15 protein-coding genes, 1 pseudogene and 2 riboswitches are annotated in these 15,893 nt (G+C 39.2%); of the genes and pseudogenes, 12 read left to right on the top strand and 4 right to left on the bottom strand.

Features of this window, described 5'->3' with window-relative positions:
* Window positions 1-224: 224 nt before the first annotated feature.
* Together AAHB15_RS10420 and pssA are read left to right on the top strand one after the other, a co-directional pair.
* Window positions 225-998 carry a TerC family protein gene (locus tag AAHB15_RS10420; protein ID WP_335571547.1) on the top strand — a complete coding sequence of 258 codons (774 nt, stop codon included), beginning with the start codon at window positions 225-227 and terminating at the stop codon, window positions 996-998.
* 388 nt (window positions 999-1,386) lie between these two features.
* The gene (pssA, locus tag AAHB15_RS10415) at window positions 1,387-2,088 is read left to right on the top strand and encodes a CDP-diacylglycerol--serine O-phosphatidyltransferase (protein WP_176541289.1); all 702 of its coding nucleotides are present in this window, start codon (window positions 1,387-1,389) and stop codon (window positions 2,086-2,088) included.
* A 71-nt stretch (window positions 2,089-2,159) separates the two neighbouring features.
* On the opposite strand, the gene qoxD is transcribed toward pssA, so the two are convergent.
* From qoxD to qoxA, 4 genes are read right to left on the bottom strand one after another with little or no spacing between them, the layout of a single operon-like run.
* Window positions 2,160-2,453 (bottom strand): cytochrome aa3 quinol oxidase subunit IV, encoded by a 294-nt coding sequence (gene qoxD, locus AAHB15_RS10410; RefSeq protein ID WP_335571548.1) that lies wholly within the window; start codon window positions 2,451-2,453, stop codon window positions 2,160-2,162.
* A gap of 1 nt (window position 2,454) precedes the next feature.
* Window positions 2,455-3,060, bottom strand: coding sequence for a cytochrome aa3 quinol oxidase subunit III (gene qoxC / locus AAHB15_RS10405; RefSeq protein ID WP_098531637.1), 606 nt, complete (start codon window positions 3,058-3,060; stop codon window positions 2,455-2,457).
* Entirely contained in the window at window positions 3,050-5,026 is a 1,977-nt protein-coding gene (qoxB, locus tag AAHB15_RS10400; protein WP_335571549.1) for a cytochrome aa3 quinol oxidase subunit I, read from the bottom strand. Before qoxB ends, qoxC begins: the two co-directional genes overlap by 11 nt.
* Window positions 5,026-5,994: a cytochrome aa3 quinol oxidase subunit II gene (gene qoxA / locus AAHB15_RS10395; RefSeq protein WP_335571550.1), complete on the bottom strand. Its 969-nt coding sequence runs from the start codon at window positions 5,992-5,994 to the stop codon at window positions 5,026-5,028. Before qoxA ends, qoxB begins: the two co-directional genes overlap by 1 nt.
* A 370-nt stretch (window positions 5,995-6,364) precedes the next feature.
* Here qoxA and AAHB15_RS10390 point away from each other — a divergent pair, with 370 nt between their 5' ends.
* The 10 genes and pseudogenes from AAHB15_RS10390 (at window position 6,365) to AAHB15_RS10345 (ending at window position 15,875) form a co-directional block, all read left to right on the top strand.
* A complete protein-coding gene (locus AAHB15_RS10390; protein ID WP_335571551.1) occupies window positions 6,365-6,670 on the top strand; it encodes an iron-sulfur cluster assembly accessory protein in 306 nt (101 codons plus the stop codon).
* A 143-nt stretch (window positions 6,671-6,813) separates the two neighbouring features.
* Window positions 6,814-7,563, top strand: a complete 750-nt coding sequence (locus AAHB15_RS10385; protein WP_420491078.1) for a Cof-type HAD-IIB family hydrolase — start codon at window positions 6,814-6,816, stop codon at window positions 7,561-7,563.
* 109 nt (window positions 7,564-7,672) lie between these two features.
* Window positions 7,673-7,873 (top strand): cold-shock protein, encoded by a 201-nt coding sequence (locus AAHB15_RS10380; protein ID WP_098531632.1) that lies wholly within the window; start codon window positions 7,673-7,675, stop codon window positions 7,871-7,873.
* A 295-nt stretch (window positions 7,874-8,168) separates the two neighbouring features.
* Window positions 8,169-9,629, top strand: coding sequence for a catalase KatA (katA, locus tag AAHB15_RS10375; protein ID WP_342042340.1), 1,461 nt, complete (start codon window positions 8,169-8,171; stop codon window positions 9,627-9,629).
* Between the two features lie 355 nt (window positions 9,630-9,984).
* On the top strand, window positions 9,985-10,455 hold the full coding sequence (locus tag AAHB15_RS10370; protein ID WP_335573253.1) for a GyrI-like domain-containing protein: 471 nt from the start codon (window positions 9,985-9,987) through the stop codon (window positions 10,453-10,455).
* Between the two features lie 122 nt (window positions 10,456-10,577).
* Window positions 10,578-10,724, top strand: a riboswitch (FMN riboswitch).
* A 187-nt stretch (window positions 10,725-10,911) separates the two neighbouring features.
* Window positions 10,912-11,571 (top strand): riboflavin synthase, encoded by a 660-nt coding sequence (ribE, locus tag AAHB15_RS10365; protein WP_335573252.1) that lies wholly within the window; start codon window positions 10,912-10,914, stop codon window positions 11,569-11,571.
* A 30-nt stretch (window positions 11,572-11,601) separates the two neighbouring features.
* Window positions 11,602-12,228 (top strand): annotated as a pseudogene (gene ribB / locus AAHB15_RS10360) (3,4-dihydroxy-2-butanone-4-phosphate synthase); the annotation flags it as partial.
* 26 nt (window positions 12,229-12,254) lie between these two features.
* The gene (gene ribH, locus AAHB15_RS10355; protein WP_098531626.1) at window positions 12,255-12,725 is read left to right on the top strand and encodes a 6,7-dimethyl-8-ribityllumazine synthase; all 471 of its coding nucleotides are present in this window, start codon (window positions 12,255-12,257) and stop codon (window positions 12,723-12,725) included.
* Between the two features lie 130 nt (window positions 12,726-12,855).
* A riboswitch (cobalamin riboswitch) is annotated at window positions 12,856-13,043 on the top strand.
* A gap of 131 nt (window positions 13,044-13,174) precedes the next feature.
* On the top strand, window positions 13,175-14,998 hold the full coding sequence (locus AAHB15_RS10350; protein ID WP_335573251.1) for a DUF4430 domain-containing protein: 1,824 nt from the start codon (window positions 13,175-13,177) through the stop codon (window positions 14,996-14,998).
* A 49-nt stretch (window positions 14,999-15,047) separates the two neighbouring features.
* The gene (locus AAHB15_RS10345; RefSeq protein ID WP_335573250.1) at window positions 15,048-15,875 is read left to right on the top strand and encodes a DUF4430 domain-containing protein; all 828 of its coding nucleotides are present in this window, start codon (window positions 15,048-15,050) and stop codon (window positions 15,873-15,875) included.
* Window positions 15,876-15,893 lie beyond the last annotated feature (18 nt).

Raw genomic sequence — 15,893 nt, 5'->3', positions numbered from 1 at the left:
TTAAATATTTCCTTTTAAAGGGGAGTAGCTGCTACAATAAAGTCGTCATTTCGAGAATGTATTTCTCCGGCTTTATTGGCAACATGAACGTTGTTAGCAAGACCTTTACTTTACTGTAAAGGTCTTTTCTGTGTTTTTTTAGGCCTTTACTGTTACAGTAGAGGCCTATTTTTATGGCGTGAGGGAGTATTTGGAAAAAATCAACTACTTAGGAGGAATTTTGAATGGATTTTACTTTATTACTGGAATACAGTTGGGTTTTACTCATCTTGGTGGCTTTAGAAGGACTATTAGCAGCAGACAATGCCCTCGTCCTCGCGATTATGGTGAAACATCTTCCGGAAGAAGACCGAAAAAAAGCGTTATTCTACGGTTTGGCCGGGGCGTTTGTGTTCCGTTTTGCATCTTTATTTGTGATTTCGTTTCTCGTAGACGTGTGGCAGGTTCAAGCCATTGGAGCACTGTATTTAATCTTTATGGCCGCTAACCATATTTTCCGGAAAGTTGTAAAAGAAAAATCAGAAGAAAAGGATGAAATGGAAACTAAGAAGAACAGCAGATTTTGGACAACAGTTTTGAAGGTGGAATTGGCGGATATAGCCTTTGCTGTTGATTCGATCTTGGCCGCCGTCGCGATGGCGGTTGTTCTTCCTGACACGCCGCTGCCAAATATCGGTGGGCTCGATGGCGGTAAATTCCTTGTCATATTTGCAGGCGGGATTATTGGCTTAGTAATCATGCGTTTTGCCGCAAATCAATTTGTAAAACTCTTGGAAAAGAGACCTGGTCTTGAAATCGCAGCTTTTACGATTGTTGGCTGGGTCGGAGTGAAGCTTGCCGTTTACACACTTTCACATCCATCATTGGCAATATTAAACGAAGAATTTGCTCACTCTACGGAATGGAAAGTAAGCTTTTATTTAGTATTAGTTGCAATTGCAGCTGCAGGATGGTTCTTCTCAAAAGAGCAGCGGGAAACAAAAAAAGTAAATGTTTGATAAAGGGGGAACTCGCCAATTGGCGGGTTTTTCTTTAAAAGATAAGAAAGTATAAATTTAACTTCGAGAATTTTCCAGCTCTAGGCGCCATCGGCTCGAGGTCACAAGCCAATCCGTCCAAAAGGTTAAAGAACAACCTTTCGGCCGGCTCATCTTGTGCTTGTCGCCGATAGGCAGGCGCCTTACGCTTTTCTTATTCTTTAAGTTAGTGTCAGTTTCTGTTTCACATACTATTCAAAGTAAAAGAGATATTATAGATAGGATTAACATTTATCTTGTCAGTGGCGATAGGTAAGGACTACCATTTTGTTTTTCCACTTTTACAAAAAAAAGCGTTATAATAAGAAGTATTAAAGGCAAAGCTGCCTAATTTTTTAATTTTTTTGGAGTGATACATATTATTAGAAACAGTATTCCTAACTTATTTACACTTGCAAATTTATTTTTTGGTTTTTTATCTGTAATGAACTCTGCAGAAGGGGATTACAAGAATGCTGCAATTTTAATCTTGATTGGTATGATGCTTGACAGCATGGATGGGCGAATTGCCCGAATGTTGCGGGCAGATAGCGAATTAGGGAAGGAATTGGACTCCTTGGCTGACATAGTCACCTTCGGAGTTGCACCTGCGATGATGGCCTATTATTCGTACTTTTCTTCCTTTGGCATTCTTGGGATGGCAGTTGCCGGACTATTCCCGTTATTTGGCGCCTATCGGTTAGCTCGGTTTAATATCAATGCTGTTAAGTCGTCGCTAAAACATTTTACAGGTGTTCCGATTACAGCAGCAGGTGGGCTATTAACTCTTTTAACGTTATTTCAATTAAAAATGCCAGGTTTCATTTTTGTGATTGCCTTTTTTGTATTATGTATTTTGATGGTAAGTACGATTAAAATCCCGAGCTTAAAGGAAATACCTCTGCCGAAATACGGAATTATCATAACTCTTTTCTTGGGTTATGCACTCTATATTGTCTTTAAAAAAGAACAGCACCGTTTTCCATATTTTATTTATGTCGCAATACCGCTTTATGTAGCCTTCATCGGTTACCAAATGGTCCGGACAAAAAGAAAACACACAACAAAATAAGTAAAAGCAAAAGAAAAGGTGACAGGCACCATGTGAAGAATTCACATGGTGCCTGTCACCTTTATTAATGGTTACATTCCAAATGACATGACCCAAATAGATCCAGCTACCGCTACGAATGCGATGAATACTCCGGAAGCGATGTTGATCATATTTGATTTACCGTCTTCACCTTCGTTCAAGTGCATGAACATGAAGAGCTGCAGGGCCGCTTGGATAACCGCTAAACTGCCAATCACCCATAAAATCGTTTTGAAGGAAAGGGATGTTTTTAAGGCTACGAAAAGGGCTGCGAAGGTGAGTACCAACGAAGAGATAAAGCCCAAGACGTGAGATATAGGAAATCCTTTTGTATTTTTAGCCATCTTATGCCACCATCCTTGCTAAATACACAAATGTGAAAATAAAGATCCAAACAACATCCAAGAAGTGCCAGTATAGCCCGATAATAAACGTCTTTCGTGCAGTAACAGGTGTTAAACCTCTTTGCAGTAATTGGATAATAACCATTGTTGCCCAGCCAATACCCATACTAACGTGAAGACCGTGGGTACCAAGCAAGACAAAGAAGCTTGATAGGAAGGCACTTGTAGTCCATGTTGCACCTTCATGTACATAGTGAATAAATTCAGTTATTTCAAAGAATACAAAGCCTGCACCCAGCAGCAGGGTAATGACAAACCATAGAATTAACCCATTACGATTGCTTCGGCGCATTTCATAAATAGCAAGACCCATGGTAAAACTACTTGTTAATAGCAAGATGGTCTCAATCATGACACCCTTTATTTCAAAGAGTTCATGTGGAGTAGGGCCACCCGCATATCTTGCATTAAGAACCGAGAAAGTTGCAAAGAGTGTTCCAAAAAGGATAATCTCGGCTCCTAGGAAAATCCAGAAGCCAAGAATGTTCATACGGTTTTGTTCTGTTTGATATTCAAGTGGTAGAGCTGTATTTACATTAGCTGACATGGTTGTTCACCCCTTTATCTTTACCGCGCCATGCCTTTTCAATCTGTTTAATTTCATCTACTTTTACATGGAAGCCGTCATTATAATCGAAAGAACGAACGATTAAACCTGCAAGGATTCCAACAGTTGCCACAAGGGCAGCGATTTTCCATTCAAAGACAAGTAAGAAACCGGCAATTCCGAAGATAACGCCCATATAGAATGGCAAGCCCGAATTGCTAGGCATATGAATTTCTTCAATTTCTTCTTCTTTCAAAGTAAGACCTTCATTATGCTTTTTCATATACCAGAAAGCATCGATTGACTTTACTTCTGGTTGTTTAGCAAAGTTATAGAATTGAACAGGTGAAGCAGTTGCCCACTCTAGTGTTCTAGCATCCCATGGATCGTTAGAAATATTACGGTCAGCATATCTAGCACTCCAATAAATGTTATAGCAAAGAACTGCAAAACCAGCGGCTAAAATAACCGCACCAATAGCAGAAACTAAGAACAATGGAGCAAATCCTGATTCAGCAGAGAAGGTGTACGCACGACGTACGGCTCCATCAAGTCCAAGGAAGAACATTGGCATAAATGTTACGTTAAAACCAATTACGAATAACCAGAAATGAATCTTACCAAGTTTTTCATTTAACATATGACCGAACATCTTTGGCCACCAGTAATATAGAGCCCCGAATACCGCAAACACAACACCAGGAATTAATACATAGTGGAAGTGTGCTACAAGGAATAGGGTATTATGATATTGATAATCTGCTGCACCCATCGCAAGCATAACCCCTGTGACACCACCGATGACAAAGCAAGGAACGAACGCTAGTGCCCAAAGCATCGCTGTCGTAAATTGAATACGGCCTTTTCTCATCGTAAATAACCAGTTAAACATTTTAACCCCTGTCGGGATCGCAATCATCATAGTTGTGATCGAGAAAACTGAGTTTACGGCAGGGCCTGAACCCATTGTAAAGAAGTGGTGAACCCAAACTAACATACTTAATGCTGCAATTCCGACAATGGAAAATACCATTGATTTATAACCAAAAAGCTGTTTATGAGAGAAAGTTGAAATAATCTCAGAGAACATACCGAATGCTGGAAGTACCACGATGTAAACCTCAGGGTGTCCCCATAACCAGAATAGGTTCGCCCACATCATATCCATACCGCCTGCGCTTAATGTAAAGAAGTGAGTACCGAAAATACGGTCAAAAGTCATCAACGCAAGGGCAACTGTGAATATTGGGAAGGCCGATACAATGATAACAGACGCAATAAAAGAAGTCCAAGTAAACATTGGCATTTTCATAAGGCCCATGCCTTTTGTTCTCATTTTTAAAATTGTTACTACAAAGTTAATCCCTGTCATCAGGGTACCGATACCCGCAATCTGCAAGGCTATTGCATAATAGTTGTTCCCGATACCTGGGGTAAATTCTTTACCCGCAAGAGGGAAGTAAGCAGTCCAACCCGCATCAGGTGATCCGCCCACAACAAACGAGATGTTAAAAAGCATCGCACCTGCAAAGAATAACCAAAAGCTTAGTGCATTCAATTGAGGGAACGCGACGTCACGTGCGCCAATTTGTAATGGAACAACAACGTTCATGATACCAATTAATAATGGCATCGCTGCAAAAAGAATCATGATAACGCCATGAGTCGTAAAAATTTCATTGTAATGCTGTGCATCCAAAAACTTTAATTCCGGACGTGAGGTTTGGGCTTTCATTAGAAGACCATCTACACCACCACGGAAAAACATTAACACACCAGAAAGGATGTACATAATCCCAATTCGTTTATGATCTACAGTGGTTAGCCATTCGCGCCAAAGCCACTTCCATTTTTTTAAATAAGAAACACCTGCTACAATACCAATCATCGTTAGTAAAATAGCAATCTGGGAACCTAGGATGAGCGGGTTGCCGACGATAAAGAAATCATGCCAATTAATGCCCATCAATGTTCACCTCCATTTGATTTATCAGTCGTATTCGTCGAGTCTTTTGAAGTTTCAGTAGATGGTTCTTCATCCTTGAAAATTTGGCCTTTTACGCCATGAACTTCATATAATTTTGGATTAGTAAAAGTTTTAGAGTTCATTTGTGAATGGTCAACCCATTGTAAATGTGTACCGACGTAGGTTTCACGTCCTAAATGTGTTGGGTTCAGCAATTCATAATATTTCTTTTCAGTCAATTTAGGAGCAGTGTCTTTAACTTCATTTACCCATTTTTCAAAGTCTTTAGTGTTCTTAGCTTCCACGGTAAATTCCATATCCGCATAGCCTTTTCCGTTAAAGTTTGTATTTCTGCCTAGGTATTCCCCAACTTCATCAGCAGTTAAATACAATTCTGTTTCCATTTTATTCATGGTGTACTTTTGACCGCCCAATTGTGGAACCCAGAACGATTGCATAGTGCCTGCAGATGTTAATTTAAACTTAACAGGTGTTCCGACAGGAATGTTTACATAATTGACAGTTTCAATCCCTTGTTCAGGATAACTAAAAATCCATTTCCAGTCAGCTGAGGTAACATTAATCGTAATCGGCTTTTTATTTTCATAACCAGCCGGAACCTTTTCAAGCTTGTAAATCGTAGATACAGTAGGAATCGTGAGGGCAATGACAATTAGAATTGGGATAAAGGTCCAAATTAACTCTAATTTCGTACTGCCATGTTCCTCTGGTGGCTCATAGTCTTTATTCTCAGGTGTTGCACGGTATTTCCAAACGATATATCCGAATAAACCAAATACCACAACTACCACAAGTGCCATAAAGACTAATGACCAGTTAATTAAGCCAAGAATTTCTCTTGCTGCTGGACCTTTTGGATCAAAAACAACCATTTTTGAATCACAACCGCTAAGGAGCAGCACAGGCAATAAAGCCAATAGTGGAACAATAAAGATCTTTCTAAACATGTCCGTTTTTCCCTCCAAAATATTTGTTCATTTGTTCACAATTTTAACGTGAATGTATTCACAAACTTCAATAGAATAATACATTCACTTCAAAATTACAAGCATTTAAATTAATTATTAACTGATATTTATTAACAACTCATTGCGATATCACAATATTAACAATTACGCCATGATGTTTATATAGGTTTTTTGAAAAAGTTGTGACAAATTTGTTAAGGATTTAAAATGCTAATATGGAAATTAATTGGAATCTGGCACGTGCATTTTTCAAATTCCCTTTATATAAAGGGTTTTAGCGTTTAAAACTGTCTATTTTAGTCTTATCGTGGGATAATAAAATAGAATACATAATAGAGGAGAGCGCAAAATGAAGGTAAAAATTAATCGCCATGCTGCAAAAGAATTGAAAAAGATGTTGGAAAGTGAAGAGGCAGAAGGCAAACTATTTCGTGTATATGTGACAAGCATGCACGGAGATCATGCCCATTATGACTTGATGCTTGACACACCAACTGAAAATGATGAAGTTGTCAAAACGGATAAGGATATTGATTTTATCCTTGATAAAAGTGATGAGTACTTGGATGGCGTCTGGATTCAATTTTTCCATGTCCCAAAAGAGGAATGGCTCATTACCAACCCATCAAAAGGCGGACACCATCACCATCATTAATAACATTTATGATCCTGCTGTAGAGCAGGATTTTTTATTTAACCATAACTATATTATGTAAACTAATACGGTTATTTTTGAAAAGTTACTAATAAAAATGTTATCTTATAAAGGACCATGGGAGAAGGGAGTTTATGACAGTAATGGAAAATTTCAAGAATGATGTTGAAATCAAGTTAGTTGCGCTCGATATGGATGGGACTTTGTTAAATAATAAAGGCCAAGTTTCAGAAGAAAATCGTAAAGCGATTAAGGCTGCAAAAGATAAAGGTATAATCGTTGTTCTCAGTACAGGGCGTTCTATACTTACCGTTCGAGAACATGCGGATGATTTAGAGCTCACCTCCTACTTAGTAACAGTAAATGGCAGTGAGATTTATGATGAAAAAAGGGGTCTGGTTGAAAGAAACCTTGTCAATACAGAGCATATCCAGTGGATGTGGGAACTGTCAAAACTACATAAAACTAAGTTTTGGGCCATTAATACAGAGCGTACCTGGCACAATGAAATGCCGGATGATTTTCATAAACTGGACTGGTTGAAATTCGGCTTTACGATTGAAGATGATGCAACTAGGGAACTGGTTTTTAACGAACTGACCTCAAGAGGTGAATTTGAATTAACGAATTCCACGTTAAAAAACATTGAGGTTAATGCAGCCGGTATTAATAAGGCGCGCGGGCTGGCGCTTGTCTGCTCCAGGTTAGGAATCGAAATGAAGAATGTAATGGCAGTTGGCGACAGTCGAAACGACTTAATGATGATCAAAGAGGCTGGACTGGGTGTTGCAATGGGTAATGCCCAAGATGTGGTCAAAGAAGAAGCAGACTGGATTACGTCAACAAATGAAGAGGATGGGGTAGCTAAAGCCATCCAGAAATGGGTTCTTTAGAATAATTAAAAGTTATTGGTATAAAGGATTATTACTTTGGTAAAACTAAATTTGCAAATAAATTTTGCAAAATTATGTAATGGCTACGTGCTAGGAGGCTACAAAGAAAATGGAACATGGTAAAGTAAAATGGTTTAACAGCGAAAAAGGATTTGGATTCATTGAGCGCGAAGGCGGAGAGGATGTATTCGTTCATTTCTCAGCTATTCAAGGCGAAGGGTACAAGTCTTTGGATGAAGGTCAAGAGGTTACATTTGAAATCGAAAATGGCCAACGTGGACCGCAAGCCGTCAACGTTCAAAAACAATAGACCTATCAATAAAACAGACCCTTACAAAGGGGTCTGTTTTTTGATTTTTTTCCATTCATCCACATGGATCACTGATTCATTTTAATATATCCTTTAATTAATAAGTAAAATTTTTGGACGTTATTTCTTAAATTGGGAATAACGTCCTTCTTTTTTTAATACGAATGTAATAGTGAGTACAGGTTATATTTTATATTTTTTATCAGATTATAATTATTATAATTTAGTATTGATTTTCACTAAAAATATATTATAATCTAGTTAAGTATTAAAAAATAGATTACGAGGTGATTAAATGAGTAATACGAACAAACATTTAACAACTGGAACAGGTGCCCCTGTCGGCGATAATCAAAATTCTATGACGGCTGGTTCGCGCGGACCAACCTTAATACAAGACGTCCACTTACTAGAAAAATTAGCACATTTTAACCGTGAACGCGTACCAGAGCGTGTGGTTCATGCAAAGGGGGCCGGTGCACATGGATATTTTGAAGTAACAAATGATATGTCTAAATATACAAAAGCAAAATTATTTAATGGGGTTGGTAAACGTACGCCAATGTTCATTCGCTTCTCCACCGTTGCCGGTGAACTGGGTTCTGCAGATACAGTACGGGATCCTAGAGGTTTTGCGGTTAAGTTTTATACGGAAGAAGGAAACTATGATTTGGTGGGTAACAATACACCAATCTTCTTTATTCGTGATGCGATTAAGTTTCCGGACTTCATTCATACACAAAAAAGAGACCCTAAAACCCATTTGAAAAACCCAAATGCAGTTTGGGATTTCTGGTCCTTATCACCTGAATCCTTACACCAAGTTACCTATTTAATGGGTGACCGTGGTCTCCCTGCCACATTGCGCCATATGAATGGTTATGGAAGCCATACCTTTAAATGGGTAAATGAGAATGGTGAAGCTTCTTGGGTAAAATATCACTTCAAGAGTGAACAAGGCGTTAAAAACATGTCCGCAGATGTAGCGGCGAAATTAGCTGGTGAAAATCCAGATTATCATACTGAAGATTTATTTAATGCGATTAAAAATGGCGACTTCCCAGCATGGAGGCTGCATGTTCAAATCATGCCATTTGAAGATGCCAATACGTATCGGTTCGATCCATTTGATGTCACAAAAGTGTGGTCACATAAAGATTATCCTTTAATCGAGGTTGGCAGAATGGTCTTAAACCGCAACCCTGAAAACTATTTTGCGGAGGTTGAACAGGCCACCTTCTCGCCAGGTACAATGGTACCAGGAATTGAGGCATCACCTGATAAAATGCTTCAAGGGCGTATATTTGCCTACTCTGATGCCCACCGTTACCGGGTGGGTCCGAACCATAACTTACTTCCAATTAACCGTCCGAAGGTAGAAGTGAATAACTATCAGCGTGATGGTGCAATGCGCTTTGATAATAACGGCGGCGGATCAGTTTACTATGAGCCAAACAGCTATGGCGGTCCAAAGGAAGTACCTGAACAACGACAAACACCTTTTGAAGTTACTGGTGCTGCAGCGCAGGTTGCTTATGACCATGAAGATCATTATACACAGGCCGGTGATCTATACCGTTTAATGTCGGAAGAAGAACGAACTAGATTAGTTGATACGGTAGTAGGGGCTATGAAACCGGTAGAGAGAGAGGATGTTAAATTACGTCAAATTCAGCACTTTTATAAAGCCGACCGACAATACGGCGAGAGAGTGGCCAAAGGATTAGGATTGGCGATTCCACAGGAAGTGAAATAAAACAGGTACAGGTTGTTCTTTCATGAACAGCCTGTTTTTTATTATATTCTCCAAATTCCGACAGCATTTTTCTTCTTATTAGACTAGTTTTAAGATAGGAGGAATTTTTTAATGTGCAAAAATTTATTTTTGCCTTGTATCGTGTAATCCTGGTCAGGGGAATTGTCCGGCGTCCTATGGCGGATTCACAATCAACAATGGGGATATTTCTGGAAATACAACCGTAGCAGACTCAAATTTTTAAAAAAACTTTTCCAGAAAAATTTTTGTAAAACGTCGAATTTTTTCGGAAGGATTTTAATTATATTATCCGAATTATAAGAATAGTATGTAGTAAAAAAAGGGGGTCTTAAAATTGGGGATTAAGGTGGTAGAGAAAGAAGAAATAAAAGTGGTTGGTATAGCTTGGACAGGTACATACTCTGAAGTAAAAACAATCCCAAATCTTTTTAACAAAATGGAAAATCGTTTAGCGGAAGTTTCTTGTCTGACCAACGAACCTGTTGTGATTGCGCCATTTCATAGCCGTGAAACAGAGTTTACTTATTATGTTACAAAACCTGTTGGAAAAATCGAGAATGTACCAGAGGGAATGGTTGGTTTCTCAATTCCGAGAAAGAACTATGTCTGTACTACTCATAAAGGAAGCCTGGAAGAAGTAGAAAATACATATCAACAACTGTTCAATTGGATGAAAGAATATGGTTATGAACAGGATTACCACGCCTTAGGGTTAGAAATTTTTAAAGAAGAGCATAAGCTGCAAAATATGTCAGGAGACTTGTATTTTGAGATTTATGTACCGGTTAGAACCTATAAGGAATAGTTAAAAAAGGAGTTTTTAGACTCCTTTTTTAAAATAAATGTGAAGAAATGGACATTACTTGTCTTCAAGCATTTCCCTTTACTATTTCTTTTTAGTATAATAACATTATATACAAAGCTAAATATTTCCTTCGGGGTCAGGTGAAATTCCTAACCGGCGGTGATGAAGCCAATGCTTCTTAGTCCGTGACCCGGTTAACATAATGTTAAACGGTGGATCTGGTGAAACTCCAGAGCCGACAGTTAAAGTCTGGATGGGAGAAGGAAAAATAGTGGGTTATGATTAGGGAGAAATTTGCCCATTTATACCCTTTATTTCCTATTGTCATTTTTAAGACCCTAAAGAAATTCTATTCTTTAGGGTCTTTTTTATACTCTGAAGGTATTTTATATAGCGTGGATCTAGTAAAAATGGGATTAGAATCTTGCCCGAGCCAAAGTAAGGAGAAGAAGGATTATGTTTACCGGAATCATTGAGGAAATAGGTAAAGTAGCAAAGATTCAGCGGACAGCCAATTCGTATGTATTAACAATAGAGGCTGAAAAAATACTACAAGATATACATCTTGGTGACAGCATTGCTGTAAACGGGGTCTGCCTGACGGTTACTTCTATTTTAGGAAAGCAGTTTACAGTAGACGTCATGCCGGAAACAGTTAAAGCGACCAGCTTAAATAACATTAAAAGTGGGACAAAGATTAATTTGGAACGTGCAATGGCTGCAGGCGGCAGATTTGGCGGGCATTTTGTCTCCGGACATGCTGATGGAACCGGGGTTATTAAAAGAAAACAAGCCTTAGAAAATGCAGTTTATTACGAAATAGAGGCAGATCCTGAAGTTTTAAGATTTGTTATTGCTAGAGGCTCTGTTGCGGTCGACGGGACAAGTTTAACTGTATTTGATGTTTCGGAAAGTAGTTTTACACTCTCACTTATCCCTCATACCCTGTCAGAAACAGTTATAGGTCTAAAGGGTCCAGGCGATATCGTCAATCTGGAATGCGATATGATTGGCAAATATATCAGCCATTTTATAAAAAATACTGGCAATGATACGCCTCAAAAGAAAAAATCGGGAATCAGCCAAAGTTTTTTAGAAGAAAACGGCTTTTATTAAGCATTAAAATGATGAAAAAGGAGTGATCACATGTTTGATTCAATTGAGGAAGCCCTTTCCGATTTAAAAGCTGGCAAGGTTATTATAGCTTGTGATGATGAAGACAGGGAGAATGAAGGGGATTTTATCGCCTTAGCGGAAAAAACAACACCTGAGGTCATTAACTTGATGGTTACTCATGGGAGAGGACTAGTTTGTGTTCCGATCGTGGAAGAATTAGCTGAGAAACTAGACTTAACGCCAATGGTCGCTCACAACACAGATTATCATGGGACGGCTTTTACAGTAAGTATTGACCATAAGTTTTCGACGACAGGAATCTCTGCTTATGAACGGTCTGCAACTGTATTAAGTTTACTGGATCCAGAAGCAAAACCGGAAGATTTTAAACGGCCGGGGCATATGTTCCCGCTTATCGCGAAAAAAGGCGGCGTTTTGCAGAGAAACGGGCACACAGAAGCTGCAGTAGATCTTGCGAAATTATGCGGTGCTAAACCGGCCGGGGTTATTTGTGAAATTATGAATGAAGATGGCACCATGGCCCGTGTACCACAGCTTAGAGAAATAGCTGATCATTTGAACATAAAAATGATTACCATCAAAGCATTGATTGAGTATATAAGCAAAAAAGAAAGTCCTTTAAAAACCAAGGCTGATTAAAAAATTATATTGGAGGAATCATCATGTCGAATATTTTCGAAGGTAATTTAGTAGGTAGTGGGTTAAAAGTAGGGATTGTTGTAGGAAGATTTAATGAATTTATTACAGGTAAATTATTAGACGGTGCAAAAGATGCCTTAAAACGTCATGGTGTAAGCGAATCTGACGTGGATATTGCCTGGGTCCCAGGTGCGTTTGAACTGCCGCTAATTGCCCAAAAAATGGCATTCAGTAAAAAATATGATGCTGTAATTACACTAGGAACAGTTATCCGCGGTGCAACACCACACTTTGATTATGTATGTAACGAAGCGGCTAAAGGGATTAATGCCACTGCATTAGCGAGTGGAATTCCAGTCATTTTCGGAGTTCTTACAACAGATTCAATCGAGCAGGCGATTGAGCGTGCTGGAACAAAGGCAGGTAATAAGGGCTGGGATTCAGCAACGTCTGCGATTGAAATGGCGAACTTGATCCGAAATATCGAACAATAAAATGTTTAGCTTTAGCAACAGAGTAAAAACAGGCAAATCTAACGCCTGTTTTTATTCTGAATTATCATTGTTTTTCATATAAGGTATATACAAACCAAACCAATTATCTATATAATGGTCATATCATAAAAAAATAGCACGGTAAACAGGTGCTTAAGTCTTTACTAGACTCTAAGCTTAATAGGGAAGTTGGTTGAATGCCAACGCGGTCCCGCCACTGTATATGGGAGTAACCTATAGATGCCACTGTCGAAAGATGGGAAGGCATAGGAAGCAATGACCATGAGCCAGGAAACCTGCCTGTTTTGAACACCAAAAGTCTACGCGGATAGGAGAGTGTTAAGAATAGGAACGTCTTTATTTGTTTCCGCTTAACGTACATACACTCCTCCTCCTTAATAGGGGGATTTTTTTATGTCTATTTTTATAATGAAAGGAATGCAAGTAGAATGCTAAATAGAAAGAATCTTTGGATGTCTATGCTGTTAGTTTTGATGGTACTGACATACGGCTTGCAAACACCAGTATTGGCAGCAGAGGCAAAACAAGGTACTGTTACAGTCCTTGGACTAGACTCCACACCGGTAGTTCCAGAAAAGACACTCCAATTGGCTGAGAAAGAAACGGCTACCGAAGCATTGATCGATGCGGTTGGTAAAGATAATCTCGAATATACGGATACCAGTTACGGGCCAATGCTCACAGGTATTAATGGAGTAAAAGCGGGGGAAAACCAATTTTGGGCGTTCTTTATTAATGGAATCTCAGCACAAATGGGACCCGATTCTTATGTCCTTCAAAATGGTGACAAAATAACATACCGACTAACCGATTTTACGAAACCACCACTATCCACTGTTTCACTGAAAGTTGTTGATGATAAAAAGAATACAGTTGCTGAACTTTCATCCATTGAAGTAATCGGAAGTCCAAATGCCTTTCAGCTTTTACAAACAGCCTTGGGTTCTGATCAGGTTGGGTTTGAAGAAACAAACTATGGAAAGATGATTACCTCTCTTAAAGGAATTAAAGCGGAAGGATCTAACTACTGGGCATTTTATGTGGATGGGAAAATGGCAACACTTGGTGCAGAGGGCTATCAGCTGCAAAATGGTAACCAGTTAAGTTTTCAACTTGAATCCTTTGAACCAGCACCAGGAGATGGAGGTAATGGTGAGACAACACCAACAACACCGTCAACTCCAACAACACCAACTACTGGAACAGTTACAGCTCAAGATTTGCAAACAGCTGTGAACACTTCAAGTGCTTACGTACTAAAAAACGAAGTTGGTGAATGGCAGGTAATTGCCTTGAAACAAGCAGGAAAAGAAATTCCTAAAAACTACCTTTCTGATGTAAAAGCCATTGTAAAAGAAAAACAAGGAAAGTTTTCAAGAATTACAGATACAGAACGATATGCTTTAGGGATTTTAGCTGCAGGCGGCAATCCGACAAATGTAGAAGGTTATAATTTAATAGAAGCAATTTATAATGGAAATGTGACAAAACAAGGTTTAAATGGGGTTGCATATGCCCTAGTAGCTCTAGACAGTGCCAATTTCACAATACCATCTACGGCCCAATGGACAAAAGCCAAACTCATCAGTTATTTGACAGAACGACAAAACAGTGATGGCGGCTGGGCATGGGACGAAAGCACTACAAGTGATATTGATACGACAGCAATGATTTTAACCGCACTTGCGCCATTTAAGGATCAAGTCGGTGTAAAGGAAAAGGTTAAGGCAGCCGTCGAGTATCTATCTACTCAGTACAAGGCTTCCAAAATCGATAATAGCTCAACTGCAGCCCAAGTGATGATCGCATTATCAGCTCTTGGAATCGATGCAAACAGCGGAGATTTTTCAAAAGACAATAGCGGTCTTGTTCAATATCTGCTTTCTTTCCAAAATAAAGATGGCGGTTTTGACTGGCAAGGCGGAGATGAGAGTGATCCATTTACTACGTCTCAAGGGATTCAAGCATTAGTTGCCTACCAGATGTTTACTTTAAGTAAAGGTTCTTTATATCATTTTACTCTAACAGCGGATACTCCTGCTGCAGAAACACCTGCTACAGAAACACCTGTTGTCAGCACTACTAAAACAACACAACCGGCAACAGCTGTAGTGGAGACAAAGACAAATACACAGACAGGGCATGCACTTCCAAATACAGCCACAAACATGTATAACCTTTTGGCTCTTGGACTCTTGCTTTTAATTTCAGGTAGTTACATTTATATGAGACAAAGAAAACATAACGCTTAAAAACTAATCCCCTCTTGGCTTCCAAGAGGGGATTGATTGGAGGAAGGACATGAATATACTTTTTAAGATTACATCCCTTTTATCTATTTTATTCATTATTGTAAGCTTAGCTGGATGTGGTTCAAATGAAGCCGATCAGAAAGAAACAAAAAAAGAAACAAAAACAACTGAGGTAACGGCTAAAACAGAAAATAATTCAGAGCAAGAAACAAAACAACAATCTTCCGCAGCTCAAACGAATACTACAGCTGCTTCAACAGAAACAAAGCAGCCACAACCGGCGGCTGAGAAAACAGAGACCGGACAAAGTTCACAAGCTGCCGAGCAAAGTACCTCTACTACAAGTAAGACAGAAACAAGTACGCCTTCAACAACTAATAAAAGTACAGGAACGGCAGCCAACAAAACAACAGGCACGACATCGACAAAAACTACAGGTTCTACTTCGACCAAAACGACAAGTACGACAACGAGTAAAACGACTAGCACGACACCTGACACAACAACTTCAGCTCCAGCTCCAACTCCGGTTCCTAAGCCGGCAGCCACCGCACCTAAGCCAGTCGCAGCGGTGACATTTTCTATAGTAGGGCCAAAAGATCGCGGGACCATTCTTGGAGCTTCTAAGGTAAACATACAAGATGGGTATACTATTTTTGATGTGGTGAAATCAGCAGCCAAAGCGAAAGGAATCATAGTAGATTCATCAGGAAGCGGTGCATCCACCTATATCGAAGGAATTGACAACATCTATGAATTTGATTATGGTGCTAAAAGCGGCTGGATGTTTAAGTATAATGGTGCTAATATTACCAAGAGTGTCGGGGTCATAAAAGTTAAAGCTGGTGATCGTATTGAATGCTACTATACTGAATAATAGTTGGGGGAACAAGCG

It is taken from the genome of Bacillus sp. OTU2372 (genome assembly GCF_038440275.1).
In the GTDB taxonomy this organism is placed as follows: domain Bacteria; phylum Bacillota; class Bacilli; order Bacillales; family Cytobacillaceae; genus Neobacillus; species Neobacillus bataviensis_B.
The sequence above is the reverse complement of the archived record's forward strand: the minus strand, read 5'-3'. Positions and strand labels throughout refer to the sequence as shown.

Excerpts from the sequence above, each read along its gene's own strand:
- AAHB15_RS10385 (WP_420491078.1), top strand. The coding sequence starts at position 6,814 with ATGGAAAATTTCAAGAATGATGTTGAAATCAAGTTAGTTGCGCTCGAT.
- AAHB15_RS10350 (WP_335573251.1), top strand. The coding sequence starts at position 13,175 with ATGCTAAATAGAAAGAATCTTTGGATGTCTATGCTGTTAGTTTTGATG.
- AAHB15_RS10390 (WP_335571551.1), top strand. The coding sequence starts at position 6,365 with ATGAAGGTAAAAATTAATCGCCATGCTGCAAAAGAATTGAAAAAGATG.
- qoxA (WP_335571550.1), bottom strand. The coding sequence starts at position 5,994 with ATGTTTAGAAAGATCTTTATTGTTCCACTATTGGCTTTATTGCCTGTG.
- AAHB15_RS10420 (WP_335571547.1), top strand. The coding sequence starts at position 225 with ATGGATTTTACTTTATTACTGGAATACAGTTGGGTTTTACTCATCTTG.
- qoxB (WP_335571549.1), bottom strand. The coding sequence starts at position 5,026 with ATGGGCATTAATTGGCATGATTTCTTTATCGTCGGCAACCCGCTCATC.
- AAHB15_RS10345 (WP_335573250.1), top strand. The coding sequence starts at position 15,048 with ATGAATATACTTTTTAAGATTACATCCCTTTTATCTATTTTATTCATT.
- katA (WP_342042340.1), top strand. The coding sequence starts at position 8,169 with ATGAGTAATACGAACAAACATTTAACAACTGGAACAGGTGCCCCTGTC.
- ribH (WP_098531626.1), top strand. The coding sequence starts at position 12,255 with ATGTCGAATATTTTCGAAGGTAATTTAGTAGGTAGTGGGTTAAAAGTA.
- AAHB15_RS10380 (WP_098531632.1), top strand. The coding sequence starts at position 7,673 with ATGGAACATGGTAAAGTAAAATGGTTTAACAGCGAAAAAGGATTTGGA.
- qoxD (WP_335571548.1), bottom strand. The coding sequence starts at position 2,453 with ATGGCTAAAAATACAAAAGGATTTCCTATATCTCACGTCTTGGGCTTT.
- ribE (WP_335573252.1), top strand. The coding sequence starts at position 10,912 with ATGTTTACCGGAATCATTGAGGAAATAGGTAAAGTAGCAAAGATTCAG.
- qoxC (WP_098531637.1), bottom strand. The coding sequence starts at position 3,060 with ATGTCAGCTAATGTAAATACAGCTCTACCACTTGAATATCAAACAGAA.